This is a genomic window from Nonomuraea coxensis DSM 45129 (assembly GCF_019397265.1).
Taxonomy (GTDB): domain Bacteria; phylum Actinomycetota; class Actinomycetes; order Streptosporangiales; family Streptosporangiaceae; genus Nonomuraea; species Nonomuraea coxensis.
In genome coordinates this window covers 5,135,455-5,148,779 of record NZ_CP068985.1, presented here as the reverse complement: position 1 = coordinate 5,148,779, position 13,325 = coordinate 5,135,455, and the positions used below count along the sequence as shown (strand labels likewise).

Annotated in this window: 15 protein-coding genes; 5 read left to right on the top strand and 10 right to left on the bottom strand. The window is 73.5% G+C overall.

Translation table 11 applies throughout. From position 1 onward, the window contains the following. Positions 1-27: 27 nt before the first annotated feature. Both Nocox_RS24270 and Nocox_RS24265 read right to left on the bottom strand, forming a co-directional pair. Positions 28-678, bottom strand: a complete 651-nt coding sequence (locus tag Nocox_RS24270; protein ID WP_211212483.1) for a nuclear transport factor 2 family protein — start codon at positions 676-678, stop codon at positions 28-30. Positions 679-683: 5 nt separating this feature from the next. After that, positions 684-2,246, bottom strand: a complete 1,563-nt coding sequence (locus Nocox_RS24265) for an acyl--CoA ligase family protein (RefSeq protein ID WP_020540201.1) — start codon at positions 2,244-2,246, stop codon at positions 684-686. 146 nt (positions 2,247-2,392) lie between these two features. Here Nocox_RS24265 and Nocox_RS24260 point away from each other — a divergent pair, with 146 nt between their 5' ends. Then, a complete protein-coding gene (locus tag Nocox_RS24260) occupies positions 2,393-2,761 on the top strand; it encodes a hypothetical protein (RefSeq protein WP_020540202.1) in 369 nt (122 codons plus the stop codon). Positions 2,762-2,824: 63 nt separating this feature from the next. Next, positions 2,825-3,028 carry a hypothetical protein gene (locus Nocox_RS24255; protein WP_157382731.1) on the top strand — a complete coding sequence of 68 codons (204 nt, stop codon included), beginning with the start codon at positions 2,825-2,827 and terminating at the stop codon, positions 3,026-3,028. Positions 3,029-3,040: 12 nt separating this feature from the next. Here the strand turns inward: Nocox_RS24255 and Nocox_RS24250 are convergent, their stop codons facing one another. After that, a complete protein-coding gene (locus Nocox_RS24250) occupies positions 3,041-3,838 on the bottom strand; it encodes a DUF1838 family protein (RefSeq protein WP_246649524.1) in 798 nt (265 codons plus the stop codon). Positions 3,839-4,096: 258 nt separating this feature from the next. Between Nocox_RS24250 and Nocox_RS24245 the strand changes: the two genes are divergently transcribed. Both Nocox_RS24245 and Nocox_RS24240 read left to right on the top strand, forming a co-directional pair. Further along, positions 4,097-4,990 carry an SRPBCC family protein gene (locus Nocox_RS24245; RefSeq protein ID WP_020540204.1) on the top strand — a complete coding sequence of 298 codons (894 nt, stop codon included), beginning with the start codon at positions 4,097-4,099 and terminating at the stop codon, positions 4,988-4,990. Beyond that, positions 4,987-6,156 carry a zinc-dependent alcohol dehydrogenase gene (locus Nocox_RS24240; protein WP_020540205.1) on the top strand — a complete coding sequence of 390 codons (1,170 nt, stop codon included), beginning with the start codon at positions 4,987-4,989 and terminating at the stop codon, positions 6,154-6,156. The genes Nocox_RS24245 and Nocox_RS24240 overlap by 4 nt, the downstream gene beginning before the upstream one ends. Before the next feature lie 22 nt (positions 6,157-6,178). Here the strand turns inward: Nocox_RS24240 and Nocox_RS24235 are convergent, their stop codons facing one another. Together Nocox_RS24235 and Nocox_RS24230 are read right to left on the bottom strand one after the other, a co-directional pair. Then, positions 6,179-6,337: a hypothetical protein gene (locus tag Nocox_RS24235; RefSeq protein ID WP_020540206.1), complete on the bottom strand. Its 159-nt coding sequence runs from the start codon at positions 6,335-6,337 to the stop codon at positions 6,179-6,181. 176 nt (positions 6,338-6,513) lie between these two features. After that, positions 6,514-7,032 (bottom strand): DUF6232 family protein, encoded by a 519-nt coding sequence (locus Nocox_RS24230; protein WP_157382732.1) that lies wholly within the window; start codon positions 7,030-7,032, stop codon positions 6,514-6,516. Between the two features lie 299 nt (positions 7,033-7,331). Here Nocox_RS24230 and Nocox_RS24225 point away from each other — a divergent pair, with 299 nt between their 5' ends. Continuing rightward, positions 7,332-8,726 (top strand): S28 family serine protease, encoded by a 1,395-nt coding sequence (locus Nocox_RS24225; protein ID WP_020540208.1) that lies wholly within the window; start codon positions 7,332-7,334, stop codon positions 8,724-8,726. 16 nt (positions 8,727-8,742) lie between these two features. On the opposite strand, the gene Nocox_RS24220 is transcribed toward Nocox_RS24225, so the two are convergent. The 5 genes from Nocox_RS24220 to Nocox_RS24200 are packed head-to-tail and all read right to left on the bottom strand — an operon-like array spanning position 8,743 to position 13,319. Then, positions 8,743-9,981, bottom strand: a complete 1,239-nt coding sequence (locus tag Nocox_RS24220; protein ID WP_020540209.1) for an ABC transporter substrate-binding protein — start codon at positions 9,979-9,981, stop codon at positions 8,743-8,745. Next, positions 9,978-11,009 carry a branched-chain amino acid ABC transporter permease gene (locus tag Nocox_RS24215; protein ID WP_020540210.1) on the bottom strand — a complete coding sequence of 344 codons (1,032 nt, stop codon included), beginning with the start codon at positions 11,007-11,009 and terminating at the stop codon, positions 9,978-9,980. The genes Nocox_RS24220 and Nocox_RS24215 overlap by 4 nt, the downstream gene beginning before the upstream one ends. Beyond that, positions 11,006-11,863 (bottom strand): branched-chain amino acid ABC transporter permease, encoded by an 858-nt coding sequence (locus Nocox_RS24210; RefSeq protein ID WP_033407794.1) that lies wholly within the window; start codon positions 11,861-11,863, stop codon positions 11,006-11,008. Before Nocox_RS24210 ends, Nocox_RS24215 begins: the two co-directional genes overlap by 4 nt. Before the next feature lie 5 nt (positions 11,864-11,868). After that, positions 11,869-12,561, bottom strand: coding sequence for an ABC transporter ATP-binding protein (locus tag Nocox_RS24205; protein ID WP_246649522.1), 693 nt, complete (start codon positions 12,559-12,561; stop codon positions 11,869-11,871). Then, positions 12,558-13,319, bottom strand: a complete 762-nt coding sequence (locus tag Nocox_RS24200; RefSeq protein ID WP_020540213.1) for an ABC transporter ATP-binding protein — start codon at positions 13,317-13,319, stop codon at positions 12,558-12,560. The genes Nocox_RS24205 and Nocox_RS24200 overlap by 4 nt, the downstream gene beginning before the upstream one ends. Positions 13,320-13,325 lie beyond the last annotated feature (6 nt).

The following is a 13,325-nucleotide window of genomic DNA, read 5'->3' as shown; positions in this document are numbered from 1 at the left end:
TTCTGCAGATTGTCTGAAAGTGGGCGCTCAGAGGGGCACGCCGGGACGCTCCGACCCGCCCAGCCACGCCGCGCCCTCAGCGTACAGCCGCTCCACCGCCTCGCCCGTCAGCCCCGGCAGCCCCGGCCGGACCGTGAAGCCCGCCTTCGTCTGCAGGTAGCCGAGATGACGGTAGCCCGCGGGGAAGCGGGCCAGCAGCTCAGGGTCCAGGCGGAGGACGGCCGCCGGGTCGACGACGTCCATGCGGTCCTTCTCGTAGACCGGCTGGCGGCGCACGATCGTCCACGCGCCCTCGTGCCGGGCCAGGAAGTCGTAGAAACGGCCGGTGCACACCACGTCCACCAGGACGCCGTCCACCTCCGCACGCTGGCTGATGGTCATCTTCGTTTGCGCCACCGCCCGCTCGCCCGCCACGTCGGCGCTGTGGCCGCCGAGGAAGTGCAGGATGCTGACGCCGCTGTCGAAGCCCTTCCTGCTGGCCGCGACGAACTCGGCGGCCGGGCCCTGGAACCAGGTGGCGGTCATCCAGCCGTCGGGATGCCAGACCGTGGCGAAGCGCTCCCAGTCGCCCGCGTCCCGCCACACCGCCCAGTTCTCGACGAGCTGCCTGATCTCCAGGTGGTCCGCGCCGACCGCCGCCATGTCGTTCCTCCAGCCGTAGGGGCGCCCTGTGCGCACGCCTGTCAGTGGATGCGGCGCTCCTGGCCCGCCCAGGCCTTGTCCCGCAGGACGTATTTCTGGATCTTGCCGGTCGAGGTCTTCGGCAGCTCGCAGAACTCCACGCGCTTCGGCACCTTGAACCGCGCCAGCCGCGCCCGCACGTGCTCCATGATCTCATCCGCGGTGGCCGCCGCGCCCTCGCGCAGCGTCACGTACGCGGCCGGCACCTCGCCCCAGTGGTCGTCGGGCACCGCGACGACCGCCACCTCCAGCACCGCCGGATGGTCGGCGATGGCCTGCTCGACCTCGACCGAGGCGATGTTCTCGCCGCCCGAGATGATCACGTCCTTGCTGCGGTCGCGCAGCTCGACATATCCGTCGGGATGCCGGACGCCGAGGTCGCCGGTGCGGAACCAGCCGTCCGGCGCCGCGGCCGCGGTCGCCTCGGGATCCCGGTAGTAGCCGAGCATGACGTTGTTGCCGCGCAGCGCGATCTCCCCGATCGTCGTGCCGTCGGCGGGCACGTCGCGGCCGTCCCCGCCGACGACGCGGGCGGTGCAGGCGATCATGTTGCCGACGCCCTGGCGGGCCTTCAGCCGGGCCTGCCGCTCGCCGGTCAGCTCGTCCCACTCCGGCCGCCAGTCGCAGATCATCGCCGGGCCGAACGTCTCGGTGAGCCCGTACAGGTGGATGACGTCGAAGCCCAGGCCCGACATGCGGCGCAGGATCGCCGGGGACGGCGGCGCGCCGCCCGTCGAGACCCGCACCGTGCGCTCCAGCGGAGCCGCGTCCGGCGCGTGGGCGATCATGGACAGCACGGTCGGCGCGCCCTCCAGATGGGTGACGCCCTCGGCCCGCAGCAGCCGCCACACCTCGGCGGGGTCCGGCTTCGGCAGGCACACGTGCGTCCCGGCCGCCGCCGTCACCGCCCACGGGAAGCACCAGCCGTTGCAGTGGAACATCGGCAGCGTCCACAGGTGCACGGTGGCCGGCGACAGCCCGGCGTGTCCCACCATGGCGAGCGCCTGGAGGTACGCGCCGCGATGGTGGTACATGACGCCCTTCGGGCGGCCGGTCGTGCCGGAGGTGTAGTTGATCGACAGCAGCGCCCGCTCGTCGGCCGGGGTGAGCGCCAGCGGGGACGCCCGCGCGAGCAGGTCCTCGTACTCGGCGCCGGCCCGGACCCGGCGCGGTGGCTCGGCCAGCCCGGCGCAGGCCGCGTCCACCAGGCCGTCGAAGACCGGGTCGTGCACCAGCACGCCCGCCCCCGAGTGCTCCAGGATGTAGCCGACCTCGCCCGGCGCCAGCCGGGTGTTGACCGCCACCAGCGGCACACCCGCCCACGGCACCCCGAAGTTCGCCTCCAGCAGCACGGACGTGTTCGGCGCGAGCACCGCCACCGGGCGGCCCCGCGCCAGGGGCGCCAGCCCGCCCGCCAGCCGGCGGCACCGCTCGCGCAGCTCGTGGTAGGTGAACCGGTGATCCCCGTCGATGACGGCGATCCGGTCGCCGTGCGCGTCGGCGGCCCGGTCGAGGAAGGAGACGGGGGTCAGCGGCTCGAACGACAGACCGTCCAGATCGGGCATGCGATGGTCCTCCGGGCGGGAAGCGGGCTCACCCCGCCATCCTGAGCCGCGGCTCCGCCCCCGGGCAAGTACCGGGGAACCGGGGGACTCTCCGCCGCCGAGCTGGGTAGTCGTGACAGCCGGACCGAGAGACAAGGAGCGTTGGCGTGCGAACCCCCCAGCGGCCCGGCATCAGCCAGGTCCACACCGGCATGAAGGTCGTCGACCGCGACGGCAAGGAGATCGGGACCGTGGAGCTCGTCAAGATGGGCGACCCGCAGGCGGTCACCACCGACGGACAGAAGCCCGAGCGTGGCCCCGGCTTCGTGCCCGTGCTGTCGGACGTCTTCAGGGACGCCGAGCCCGGCCTGCCGCCCGTGCTGGCGGCCCGGCTGCTGCGTACCGGCTTCGTGAAGGTGGACGGCCGCGGGCTGTTCGCGCGTGACCTGTACGTCGCGCCCGAGCAGGTCGCCAGGATCGAGGACAACGTGGTGCACCTGTCGACCGACGGCGACTCCCTGGCCAAGCAGAGCTGACCCGCCCCGGCGGGGACGGATCAGCGCGCCGCCCGCCCGCGCCACTCCGGCGGGCTCTCGCGCATGGGGAAGCCGGTCAGCGCGTACCCGGGCAGCACCACCAGCCGCAGCTCCGGCCCGAGCCACGCCTTGGAGCCGGCGACCCGGTCGGGCGCGATGATCGGCCCGATGGGGCCGTCCTCGCAGGTCAGCAGGTCCTCGTCGCGGGCCGGCGCCGCGCCGAACCGGGCGAGGACGGGGGCCGCGCCCGGCCGGTCAGCGGGCTGAGGACCGGTGTGCTCACGGCCGGCCGTGGGCGGCGCACCAGCCGGCCCAGGTCATGGCGCCCTTGTCGAGCTGCTTGGCGTGGAAGGAGGTCCAGGAGTTCTCGCTCGGCCCCGGCTCGTCCGGCGCGGCGGTGTAGAGCGGGTGGCGGGCCTCCACCTCGGCGCGCAGCCACGGCTCGACGTCGGCGTAGGAGCCGAGCGACCAGGCGTGGGCGCGGTAGGTGAGCTGCCCGCGCACCTCGCTCTCGGCGATGCCCATGAACGGCGCCCACGGGGCGGTGCGCGTCCAGCTCACCTTGACGCGCATCGCGCCGTCCGGGATCTGGCCGGGGACGGTCCTGGCGGCCACCTCGCGGTCGTCCACGTGGAACTCGAACATCTCCTGCGCCGTGTAGACGCCGCCGAGCAGGCCGAACGTCTCGCCCAGGGTGGTGCCGTAGTCGGCGCGGACGGCGATGTCGCTGGTCCAGACGGTCTCGTCGTGCAGGCGGCGCAGGGGAGGCCCGGCGAAGGCGGAGGTGATGGGGAACGGGCCGAAGTTGACCGCGTCGTTGTTGATCGGCACGACCGGGTAGGTGCGCCCGTCGAGGGGGTTGGCCCAGGCGCGCAGGACGCGCACGGGGTCGCCGGGGTCGGTGTAGCAGACGAGCTCGCGGGAGAGCTGGTGGAGCCGGTCGGTGCCGGGCACCCGGTAGAGGCGGCGGATGTTGTAGCCCTCGATCCCGAACAGTTTCCTGCCGTGCGGAATATCCGGTTTCAGTGCGTCGCCGGGAATGTTGGCGTAGACGGAGCCGGAAATGCGGAAAACCATGTCCTCCCCATCCGGTCGTCCGAAAGTCTGGAGGGCCAGCATTCCGCTCGGGTCGGTCACCGTGCGGTAAACGGGGCCGGGATGCGTCGGATCCATGACGATCACCATAAAGGCTCGGTGCCCGCCGGACCCAGCGGGTATTTCGTGCCGGAAACCGGGTGTGTCATCCCTTTTGTCAGGGGTACGGGCCGCGAAGGGCACCGGGGGGCGTGAGGTCTCCCGGCGCTCGCACGGACAACCGACACCTGTGAGGACCGCATGATGACCGACCGATTCGCCCGCGCGCTGGGCTGGACCAGCCTCGCGCTCGGCACGGCGCAACTCGCGGCGCCCCGGGCCGTGACGCGCCTGTGCGGCGTCGACGACGCACCGGGGGCCGCGACGATCACCCGGCTCGTGGGGGGCCGCGAACTGCTGCACGCCGCGCTGCTGCTCGGCGGCAAGACGCCCGCCCGCTGGACGTGGACCAGGATGGCCGGCGACGCGATGGACCTCGGCCTGCTCGGCAGGGCCGCCGCCAACCGCGTCGGCGGCCGGCGCCGCCGCGCGCTGTGCGCGCTCGGCGCGGTCGCCGGCATCGCCGCTCTCGACGCGGCCTGCGCCGGGGGACGCGCCCGCAGGGCCCGCAGCCCGCTGCAGGTGCGCGCCTCCATCACCATCAACAAGCCGCGCGCCGAGGTCTACCGCTTCTGGCGCGACCTGGAGAACCTGCCGACCTTCATGACGCACCTGGAGTCCGTGCGCACCCTCGGCGAGGGCCGTTCCCGCTGGCGGGCCAAGGGCCCGGTGATCGACCTCGAATGGGAGGCCGAGATCATCGACGAGCGCGCGGGCGACCTCATCGCCTGGCGCTCCGTGCCCGGCAAGGGCGTCTCCAACGCGGGCCTGGTCAGCTTCACCGACGGCCCCGGCGGACGCGGCACCGTCGTCGACGTCTCCCTTGAGTACGGCATGCGCGGCCGCAAGCTCGCCGCCGCCGTCGCCCGCATGGTCGGCGAGCACCCCGAGCAGCAGGTCCGCGACGACCTGCGCCGCTTCAAGCAGGTCATGGAGACCGGCGAGGTCGTCCGCTCGGAGGGCAGCCCCGAGGGCCACCGCGCCCTGCGCCAGCTCCACCAGCACCCCGCCCAGCCGATCGGAGCCCGCGCATGAAGGCCACCGTGTGGACGGGCCGCAACTCGGTCGAGGTCCAGGACGTCCCCGACCCCGCGATGCTCAACGCGCGCGACGCGATCGTCCGCGTCACCTCGACCGCGATCTGCGGCTCCGACCTGCACCTCGTGGACGGCTACATCCCGACCGTGAAGAAGGGCGACATCCTCGGCCACGAGTTCATGGGCGAGGTCGTCGAGGTCGGCCCCGGGGTGCGGAACCTGCGGCCCGGCGACCGCGTCGTGGTGCCGTTCCCGATCGCCTGCGGCGCCTGCTTCGCCTGCGAGGCCGAGCTGTACTCCCTGTGCGAGAACTCCAACCCCAACGCGGGCATGGCCGAGAAGCTGATGGGCCACTCGCCCGCCGGGATCTTCGGCTACTCGCACATGCTGGGCGGGTTCCCCGGCGGCCAGGCCGAGTACGTGCGCGTCCCGTTCGCCGACGTCGGCCCCATCAAGATCGAGGACGACCTGCCGGACGAGAAGGTGCTGTTCCTGTCCGACATCTTCCCCACCGGCTTCATGGCCGCCGAGATGTGCGCCATCAGGCCGGGACAGACGATCGCGATCTGGGGCGCGGGACCCGTCGGGCAGCTCGCCGCGGCCAGCGCGTTCCTGCTCGGCGCCGACCGGGTCATCGTCATCGACCGGTTCCCCTACCGGCTCAAGCGGGCCCAGCGGACCGGCGCCGAGGTCCTCGACTACGAGGAGGTGAACGTGCTGGACGCGCTGCGCGACATGACCGGCGGGCGCGGCCCCGACGCCTGCATCGAGGCCGTCGGCATGGAGGCGCACCACCCGACCCCGGCGATGTACGCCTACGACCGGAGCAAGCAGGCCGCCCGGCTGGAGACCGAGCGGCCGTACGCGCTGCGCGAGGCCATCATGGCCTGCCGCAACGGCGGCGTGGTGTCGGTGGTCGGCGTCTACGGCGGGTTCGTCGACAAGTTCCCGATGGGCACGGTCATGAACCGCTCGCTCACCATCCGGGCCGGGCAGTGCCACGTGCAGCGCTACATGCGGCCGCTGCTGGACCGGATCCGCTCCGGCGAGATCGACCCGAGCTTCGTCATCTCGCACCGGATGCCGCTGAGCGAGGCGCCGCGCGGCTTCGAGCTGTTCAAGCACAAGCAGGACGAGTGCAACAAGGTCGTGCTCACGCCGTAGCGCCGCGACAGGGGAGGAGGCGTCAGCCCCGCTGGTCCTTCTCCCCCGTGTACGCGACCGCCGCCCAGACGAACAGCAGGGCGGCGGCGACCGCGAACACCCACCAGCTCCACGACGCGGTGAGCAGATTGATCAGGGCGCTCACGGCCGCCGACAGCACCGCGCAGCCGGCCGCCGCCACCGCTTTTCTTCCCGGTTTTCCCGCCGCCCGCCCGGCCGAATTCCCGGGCGGCGGCGGAAAAGCGGGCGGCGGGGCGGAATGACGCGGTCCGCCGCCGGCCACGATGTCGCCGGATCCGTGGTGCGTCGCCTTTCCGATGCTTCCCGGACCGTATTGGTTGATCTCGTCGCCGCCGTTCATCGGGTCTCGATGTTTCCGGCGCCGTGGTGGGTCGCTTTTCCGATGCTGCCCGCGCCGTACTGGTTGATGACCTCGTTCCTGCCGACGGCGTGGGTGATGTTGAAGGTCATGGGCGGCAGGTCGAGCTTGCCCACGGCCGCGGTGAGGTCGGCCGAGAGCTGGTCGATCTCACCTCTGTCGGTGCCCCAGACGGCCTCGCGCTCGACCCCGGCGGTGCCGATGACCAGGCCGTACACCGGCGGCAGCCGGAGCACCGTCACGAGCCGCCAGGCCAGGACCGCGAGCACGGCGACGAGGGCGAGCGTCCAGGCGTCGCCGAGCGCCCCCACGAGAACGCCCCCGAAGATCATGGTCAGCAGGAGGCGGACGAAGAATTTCCGCCATGCCGCGCCCTTGTCGGCCACCAATTTCCGTTGTCCGATGTGCGTGATGGTGCGCAGCGCGTACGTGTCGCTGCCGACCTGCATGACCCCGTCGCGAACCAGCACCTGCACCGGCGCGTAATCAGATCCCATTGTCCCGTTCCCCCTCCTGGAGATGAGAAGAAATCTATATTTCGGCGGCGGCGAATGGGCGGGAGATTGATAACTAGTTGGATTCATTGGATCGTCATTCGCATAACTGCATTCCGGGGAAAAATCATAAATGCTGAAATGCAGTGAATAATCGGTCTGGCGGTCATATCTGGTGGGGTGGGCTGTATGTCCGGCCAGCGCCAAGCGGACAAAAGGTGAGATGTCAACTCTTGCCCTCCGGGAAGATCGCGGGGACACTGCGGTCGGACCCGTGCTCACGCCCGGCTGGAGGCGCCACCGTGCGAACCCTGCTCCTGACCGTCCTGCTCGTCCTGGCCGCCGTCACCGCGCCCGCCGCGGCGCCGGCCGCCGCGGCGCCGGCCGCCGCGGCCGAGGAGCAGGACCCGCTGGACCAGCTCAAGGCCGTTCCCGGCCTCACCGTGGTCTCCGAGACGCAGCCGGCCGGCTACCGGTTCTTCGTCCTCAGCTACACCCAGCCGGTCGACCACCGCGACCCGCGCAAGGGGACGTTCCAGCAGCGCCTCACCCTGCTGCACCGCGCCGTCGACGTGCCCGTGGTGCTCTACACCGGCGGCTACGGCCTGGCCGTCAACCCCGCACCCTCGCGGACCGAGCCCACCAGGATCCTCGACGCCAACCAGGTCTCCGTCGAGCACCGCTTCTTCCGCTCCTCGCGCCCCGCCCCCGCCGACTGGAGCGACCTCGACATCTGGCAGGAGGCCACGGACGAGCACCGCATCGTCCAGATGCTGAGGACGATCTACCCGGGCCGCTGGATCCAGACCGGCGCCAGCAAGGGCGGCATGACCTCCGTCTACCACCGCCGCTTCTACCCCGGCGACGTGGACGGCGTCGTCGCCTACGTCGCCCCGAACGACCCGGTCAACCCGCTCGACCGCGACTACGACCGCTTCTTCGCCCAGGTCGGCACCCCCTCCTGCCGGCAGGCGCTCGACGCCGCGCAGCGCGAGGCGCTGCTGCGCCGCGACCGGATGGTCCCCCTGCTGGAGGCGGACGCCGCCCGCAACGGCTACACCTTCACCAGGACCCTCGGCAGCGCCGACCGCTCGTACGAGATGACCGTCCTGGACACGGTGTGGGCCTTCTGGCAGTACTCGACGGCCGCGGACTGCGCCTCGGTGCCGCCCGTCACCGCCACCGACGAGCAGCTCTACGCCTGGATCGACGCCGTCGCGTTCTTCGGCTTCTACACCGACCAGGGCCTGGAGTACTACTGGCCCTACTACTACCAGGCCGCCACCCAGCTCGGCTGGCCCGACCTCACCTTCGCCCACCTGCGCGGCCTGACCCGGCACCGCGGCCTCTACCAGCCGAACTCGGTGCTGCCCGCCGAGCTGCGCTCCCGGCACCAGCCCTGGCCCATGCTCGACGTGGACCACTGGGTGCGCGCCCGGTCGGAGCGGATGATGTTCGTCTACGGCCAGAACGACCCCTGGAGCGCGGAGCGGTTCACCCCGTCCGGGCGTGACTCGTACCTGTACGTCGTGCCGGGTGCCAACCACGGCGCCAACATCGCCTCCCTGCCCGAGGCCGAGCAGACGGCGGCCATCGCCACGCTGCGGCGCTGGGCGGGAGCGACGTCGGCGCTGCGCTCCCCGGGCACCGCGACGCTGCCGGACGACGACATGCTCGTCCACCGCCGCCCAGCCTGATCACCGGCCCGCCTGATCACCGGCCCGTCCCGTCGCGGGTGTCGATCACCCGCCCGAACGGCACCCACCGCTCGCCCTCGAAGCGCGCGAGCTGCTCGGCCTCGATCGGGAAGGCGTCGCCCGGCCCGGTGGACAGCGTGATCCCCGGCAGCAGCATGCCGAGCCGCACGTCGTCCAGCCGGTGCGCCGCCGCGCGCAGCGCCTCCCGCGAGGGGCAGCGCATGCGCCGCAGCGTCTTGACGAACGCCTCCGCCGCCAGCCAGCCGAAGACCACCTGCTGGCTGCCGGGGTCGGCCCCGGGAGCGTGGCGCTCCAAGGCCGTCAGGTACGTGCGCACGGCCGGGTCGTCGGCCCACTCCGGCGCGGCCGGGTCCTTCTGGAACCCCGCGGTGATCACGCCCTGCACCTTGTCGTAGCCCACCGGTTTGAGCACGGCGGGGGAGGCGGCCACGCCGTTGAGTATGTGCAGCGGGTTCCAGCCGGTCATGGCGGCGTCGGCGGCCAGCGCCTGCGCGGCGAACTTCGGCGTGCTCACGTTCAGCAGCACGTCCGCCTTCGACGCGGCCAGGTTGGCGAGCTGGCCCTGCACGCCGGGGTCGGTCACCTCGTAGGCGCGGGCGGCCACGATCCGCACCGAGGTGCCGGCGATCGCGCGGCGGAAGCCGTCCAGCAGGTCGTGGCCGAAGTCGTCGTTCTGGTAGAGCACCGCGACGCGGGCGTACGGCAGCTCCTCGGCGAGGTAGCGGGCGTAGACGCGGGCCTCGGCGACGTAGCTCGGCTGGAAGCCGATCGTCCAGGGGCGGCGCGCGGCCTCGGCGCCCCACGCGGTGGCCCCGGTCGCGACGAACACCTGCGGCACCCGCCACCGGTGCGCGAACTCGCGCACGGCGGCCGTCGAGGGCGTGCCGAGCGTCTGGAACAGCGCGAACACCCGGTCGTGCAGCACCAGCCTGCGGGCCTCCTCGACCGCGCGGGCCGGCTCGTAGGCGTCGTCGCGGACGACGAACTCGACGCGCCGCCCGTCCACGCCGCCGTGCCGGTTGACGTGCGCGAAGTACGCGCCCGCGCCCTGCGCGACCGCGGCGTAGGCGGAGGCGGGCCCGGACAGCGGGTAGATGCCGCCCACCTTGACGCTGCCGGGGCCGATGCCGGTGCCGTCCTGGCCCGCGCACTCGCCGGTCAGCACGGCCCCGCCGCCGTCCGGCCGGCAGCCCGTCAGCAGCAGGAGCGTCAGGGCCAGCAGGACGCGCCTCATGCCCGCCTCCTCGCCCGGAGGCGGCCGGTCACGGCGGCGGCGGCCCGGCGCAGCAGCCCCGCCAGGCCGGTCGGGGCCGCGTAGATCACCACGACGATGAGCAGCCCGGACACGAGCCCCGGGGCGGCCGGGTTCAGCTCGCGGGCCGCGGCCGGCACCGCCGTCACGACGAGCGCGCCGAGCAGCGGCCCGGCCGGCGTCGCCAGCCCGCCGATCACCGCTCCGGCGAGCAGGGTGATGGACAGGCTCAGCGTGAAGGTGTCCGGCGCGACGAACCCGGTCGTCCACGTGTAGAGGGCGCCGGCCGCGCCCGCGTACATGGCGCTCCACGCGAACGCCCGCGTGAGGTGGCCGGCGGCGCGCATGCCGAGCACCTCGGCCGCCGCCGGATGCTGCCGGATCGCGGTGAGCGCCCGCCCGCCGCGCGAGCGCGTCAGGTTGCGGATCCCGGCCACGGCCACCGCCGCCGTCGCCAGCACCAGGAAGTAGATCCACTGGTCGTCGTCCATCCCGATCCCGCGCGGCGTGGCCACCGGCATCCCCATCGCGCCGCCGGTGACCTCCGGGAACCGCTTGAGCAGCGGCGGCAGCACCACCGCGACGGAGAAGGTCACCATGGCGAGGTACAGGCCGCGCAGCCGCAGCGCGGGCAGCCCGGCCGCCCAGCCCAGCCCGTACGTGACCAGCGCGGCGACCGGCAGCGTCACCGGGTACGGCACCCCCAGCCGCCCGATCATGACCGCCGCCACGTACGCCCCGACGCCGAAGAACGCCCCGTGCCCCAGCGAGATCTGCCCGCTGTGCCCCACCACGAGATCCAGCCCGAGCAGCGCCACCACGTACACCAGCACCAGCGTCACCTGGAACAGCCGGTACGGCGGCAGCACGAACGGCAGCCCCGCCGCCACCACGACGATCATGGCGAGAGCGGTCCGCCGCCACGGCCACGTCCGCCGCCGGTCGCCGGCCGTCAGCCCCACCGCCGTCCGCCGGTGCCCGGCGGTCGAGGCCCCCAGGACGCCGGTCATGCCCGCTCCACCGCGGCCGACCCGAACAGGCCCTGCGGGCGCAGCAGCAGCACCCCGACCACGATGACCAGCGGCACCGCGATCTTCAGGTCCGCCCCGACGAACCCGAGGTACGTGCCCGCCAGCGTCTCGGCGACCCCGACGGCCAGCCCGCCCGCCACCGCGCCGAGCGCGCTGTCGAACCCGCCCAGCGTGGCCGCGGCGAAGGCGTAGACCAGCACCCCGGTCATCATCGAGGGCTCCAGGAAGAGCGTCGGGGCGAGCAGCACCCCCGACAGCGCGCCGACCGCCGCCGCCGCGCCCCAGCCGAGCGCCAGCACCCGCCCGACGCGCACGCCCGACAGCCGCGCCGATCGGGCGTCGGCCGCCACGGCCCGCATCACCAGGCCGAGCCCGGTCCGCCGGACCACCAGCGCGAGCGCCCCCAGCACCGTCCCGGCCACGCCCGCCGCCGCCAGCGCGGCGAGCCCCGGCGGGCCGTCGGGGAACGGGCTCGGGAAGGCCCGCAGCGCGGCCGTCCACACCAGCGTCGCGAGCGCGTTCACCAGCACGTACAGGCCGATCGTGGTCACCACGAGCGTCACCTCGCCGGCGCCGCTCTCCAGCCGGCGGATGACCAGCCGCTCGGTCACCACGCCCGCGGCGAAGGCGACCGCCACCGTCACCGGCAGCGCCACCCAGTACGGCATCCCGGACACGACGAGCTGCCACGCCACGTACGTGGCGAGCATGGCGAGCTCGCCCTGCGCGAAGTTGACGATCCCGGTGAAGCGGTAGGTGAGCACCAGGGCCAGCGCGAGGGCCGCGTACCCGGCGCCCGCGCCCAGCCCCTCCAGGAGCTGCTGCCAGAACACGCGGCTCACCACCGCCCTCGGGCGCGCGAGGCGGTGATCCGGCCCGCCTCCATGAGGAAGGACCGGTGCGCCACCTCCAGCGCCGCCGTCACGTTGTGCTCGACGATGACCATCGTGGTCCCCTCGTCCCTGTTGATCGCGTGGATGGTGCGGAAGAGCAGGCCCGCCGTCCTGGGGGCCAGGCCGCGCATCGGCTCGTCCATGAGCAGCAGCCGGGGACGGGCCATCAGCGCGCGGGCGATGGCGAGCAGGCGCTGCTCGCCGCCGCTCAGCGTGCCCGCGGGCTGGCTGAGCTGCGCCCGGAGCACCGGGAACCAGCCGAACAGCCGGTCCAGGTCCTCGCCCGTGCCGCGCCGCGGCCACGGGCGGGCCCGCGCGCCCACCCGCAGGTTCTCCTCGACGGTCAGCGGGCCGAACGTGCCGCCCTCCTGGGTGACGTGCGCGACCCCGAGCCGGGCGATCTCGTCGGGGGCGCGGCCGAGCAGCCGCACGCCGCCGAGCGTGGCCGTGCCGCGCGCCCGTACCAGGCCGGACAGGGCGCGCAGTAGCGTCGTGCGGCCCGCCCCGTTCGGTCCGAGCAGCACCGCGATCTCGCCCTCCGGCACGGTCAGGTCGACGCCGTGCAGCACGCGGGCCGCCCCGTACTCGGCCCGCAGCCCTCGCACCTCCAGCGCGCCCATCACTGTCCGGCCCGTCATCGCCCGGTCCCCAGGAACGCCGCCACCACGGCGGGGTCCCGGCGGACGGCCTCCGCGGGGCCGTCGGCGATCTTGTGTCCCCGTTCCAGGCAGACGATCCTGCGGCACAGCGACAGCACGAAGTCCAGGTGGTGCTCCACGACGACGATCGTCAGCCGCCGCTCGGCGTGCAGCCGCCGGATCAGCCCGGCGAACGCCGGCACCTCGGCCGGGGCGAGCCCGCCCGCCGGCTCGTCGAGCAGCAGCAGCCGCGGCCCGGACGCCAGCGCCCGCGCGATCTCGACGAGCTTGGTCGTCCCGTACGGCAGCGCCTCAGGCGGATGGTCGGCGTACTCGTCCAGCCCGAACCGGGCCAGCAGCGCGTCGGCCGCCCCACGCAGCCGCCGCTCCTCGCCCGCCGCCAGCCCGAGCGCCGCCGCCCAGAACCCCGCCCGGCCGTGCCGGTGCGCGCCCGCCATGACGTTCTCCCGCACCGACAGCCCGGGGAACAGCGCGGTGTTCTGGAAGGTGCGGCCCACGCCGTGCCCGGCCACCCCGTGCGCGGGCAGCCGGGCCAGGTCCTCGCCCGCCAGCAGCACGCGGCCCTCCTGCGGCGCGCACCGCCGGGTCAGGCAGTCGAACAGCGTGCTCTTGCCCGCGCCGTTGGGCCCGATGAGGCCGACGAGCTCGCCCTCGCCGACGGCGAGGTCCACGCCCGCGAGCGCGGTGACCCCGCCGAAGCGCATGGTGAGCCCGGAGACCTCCAGCAACGCGGCCATGTCGGG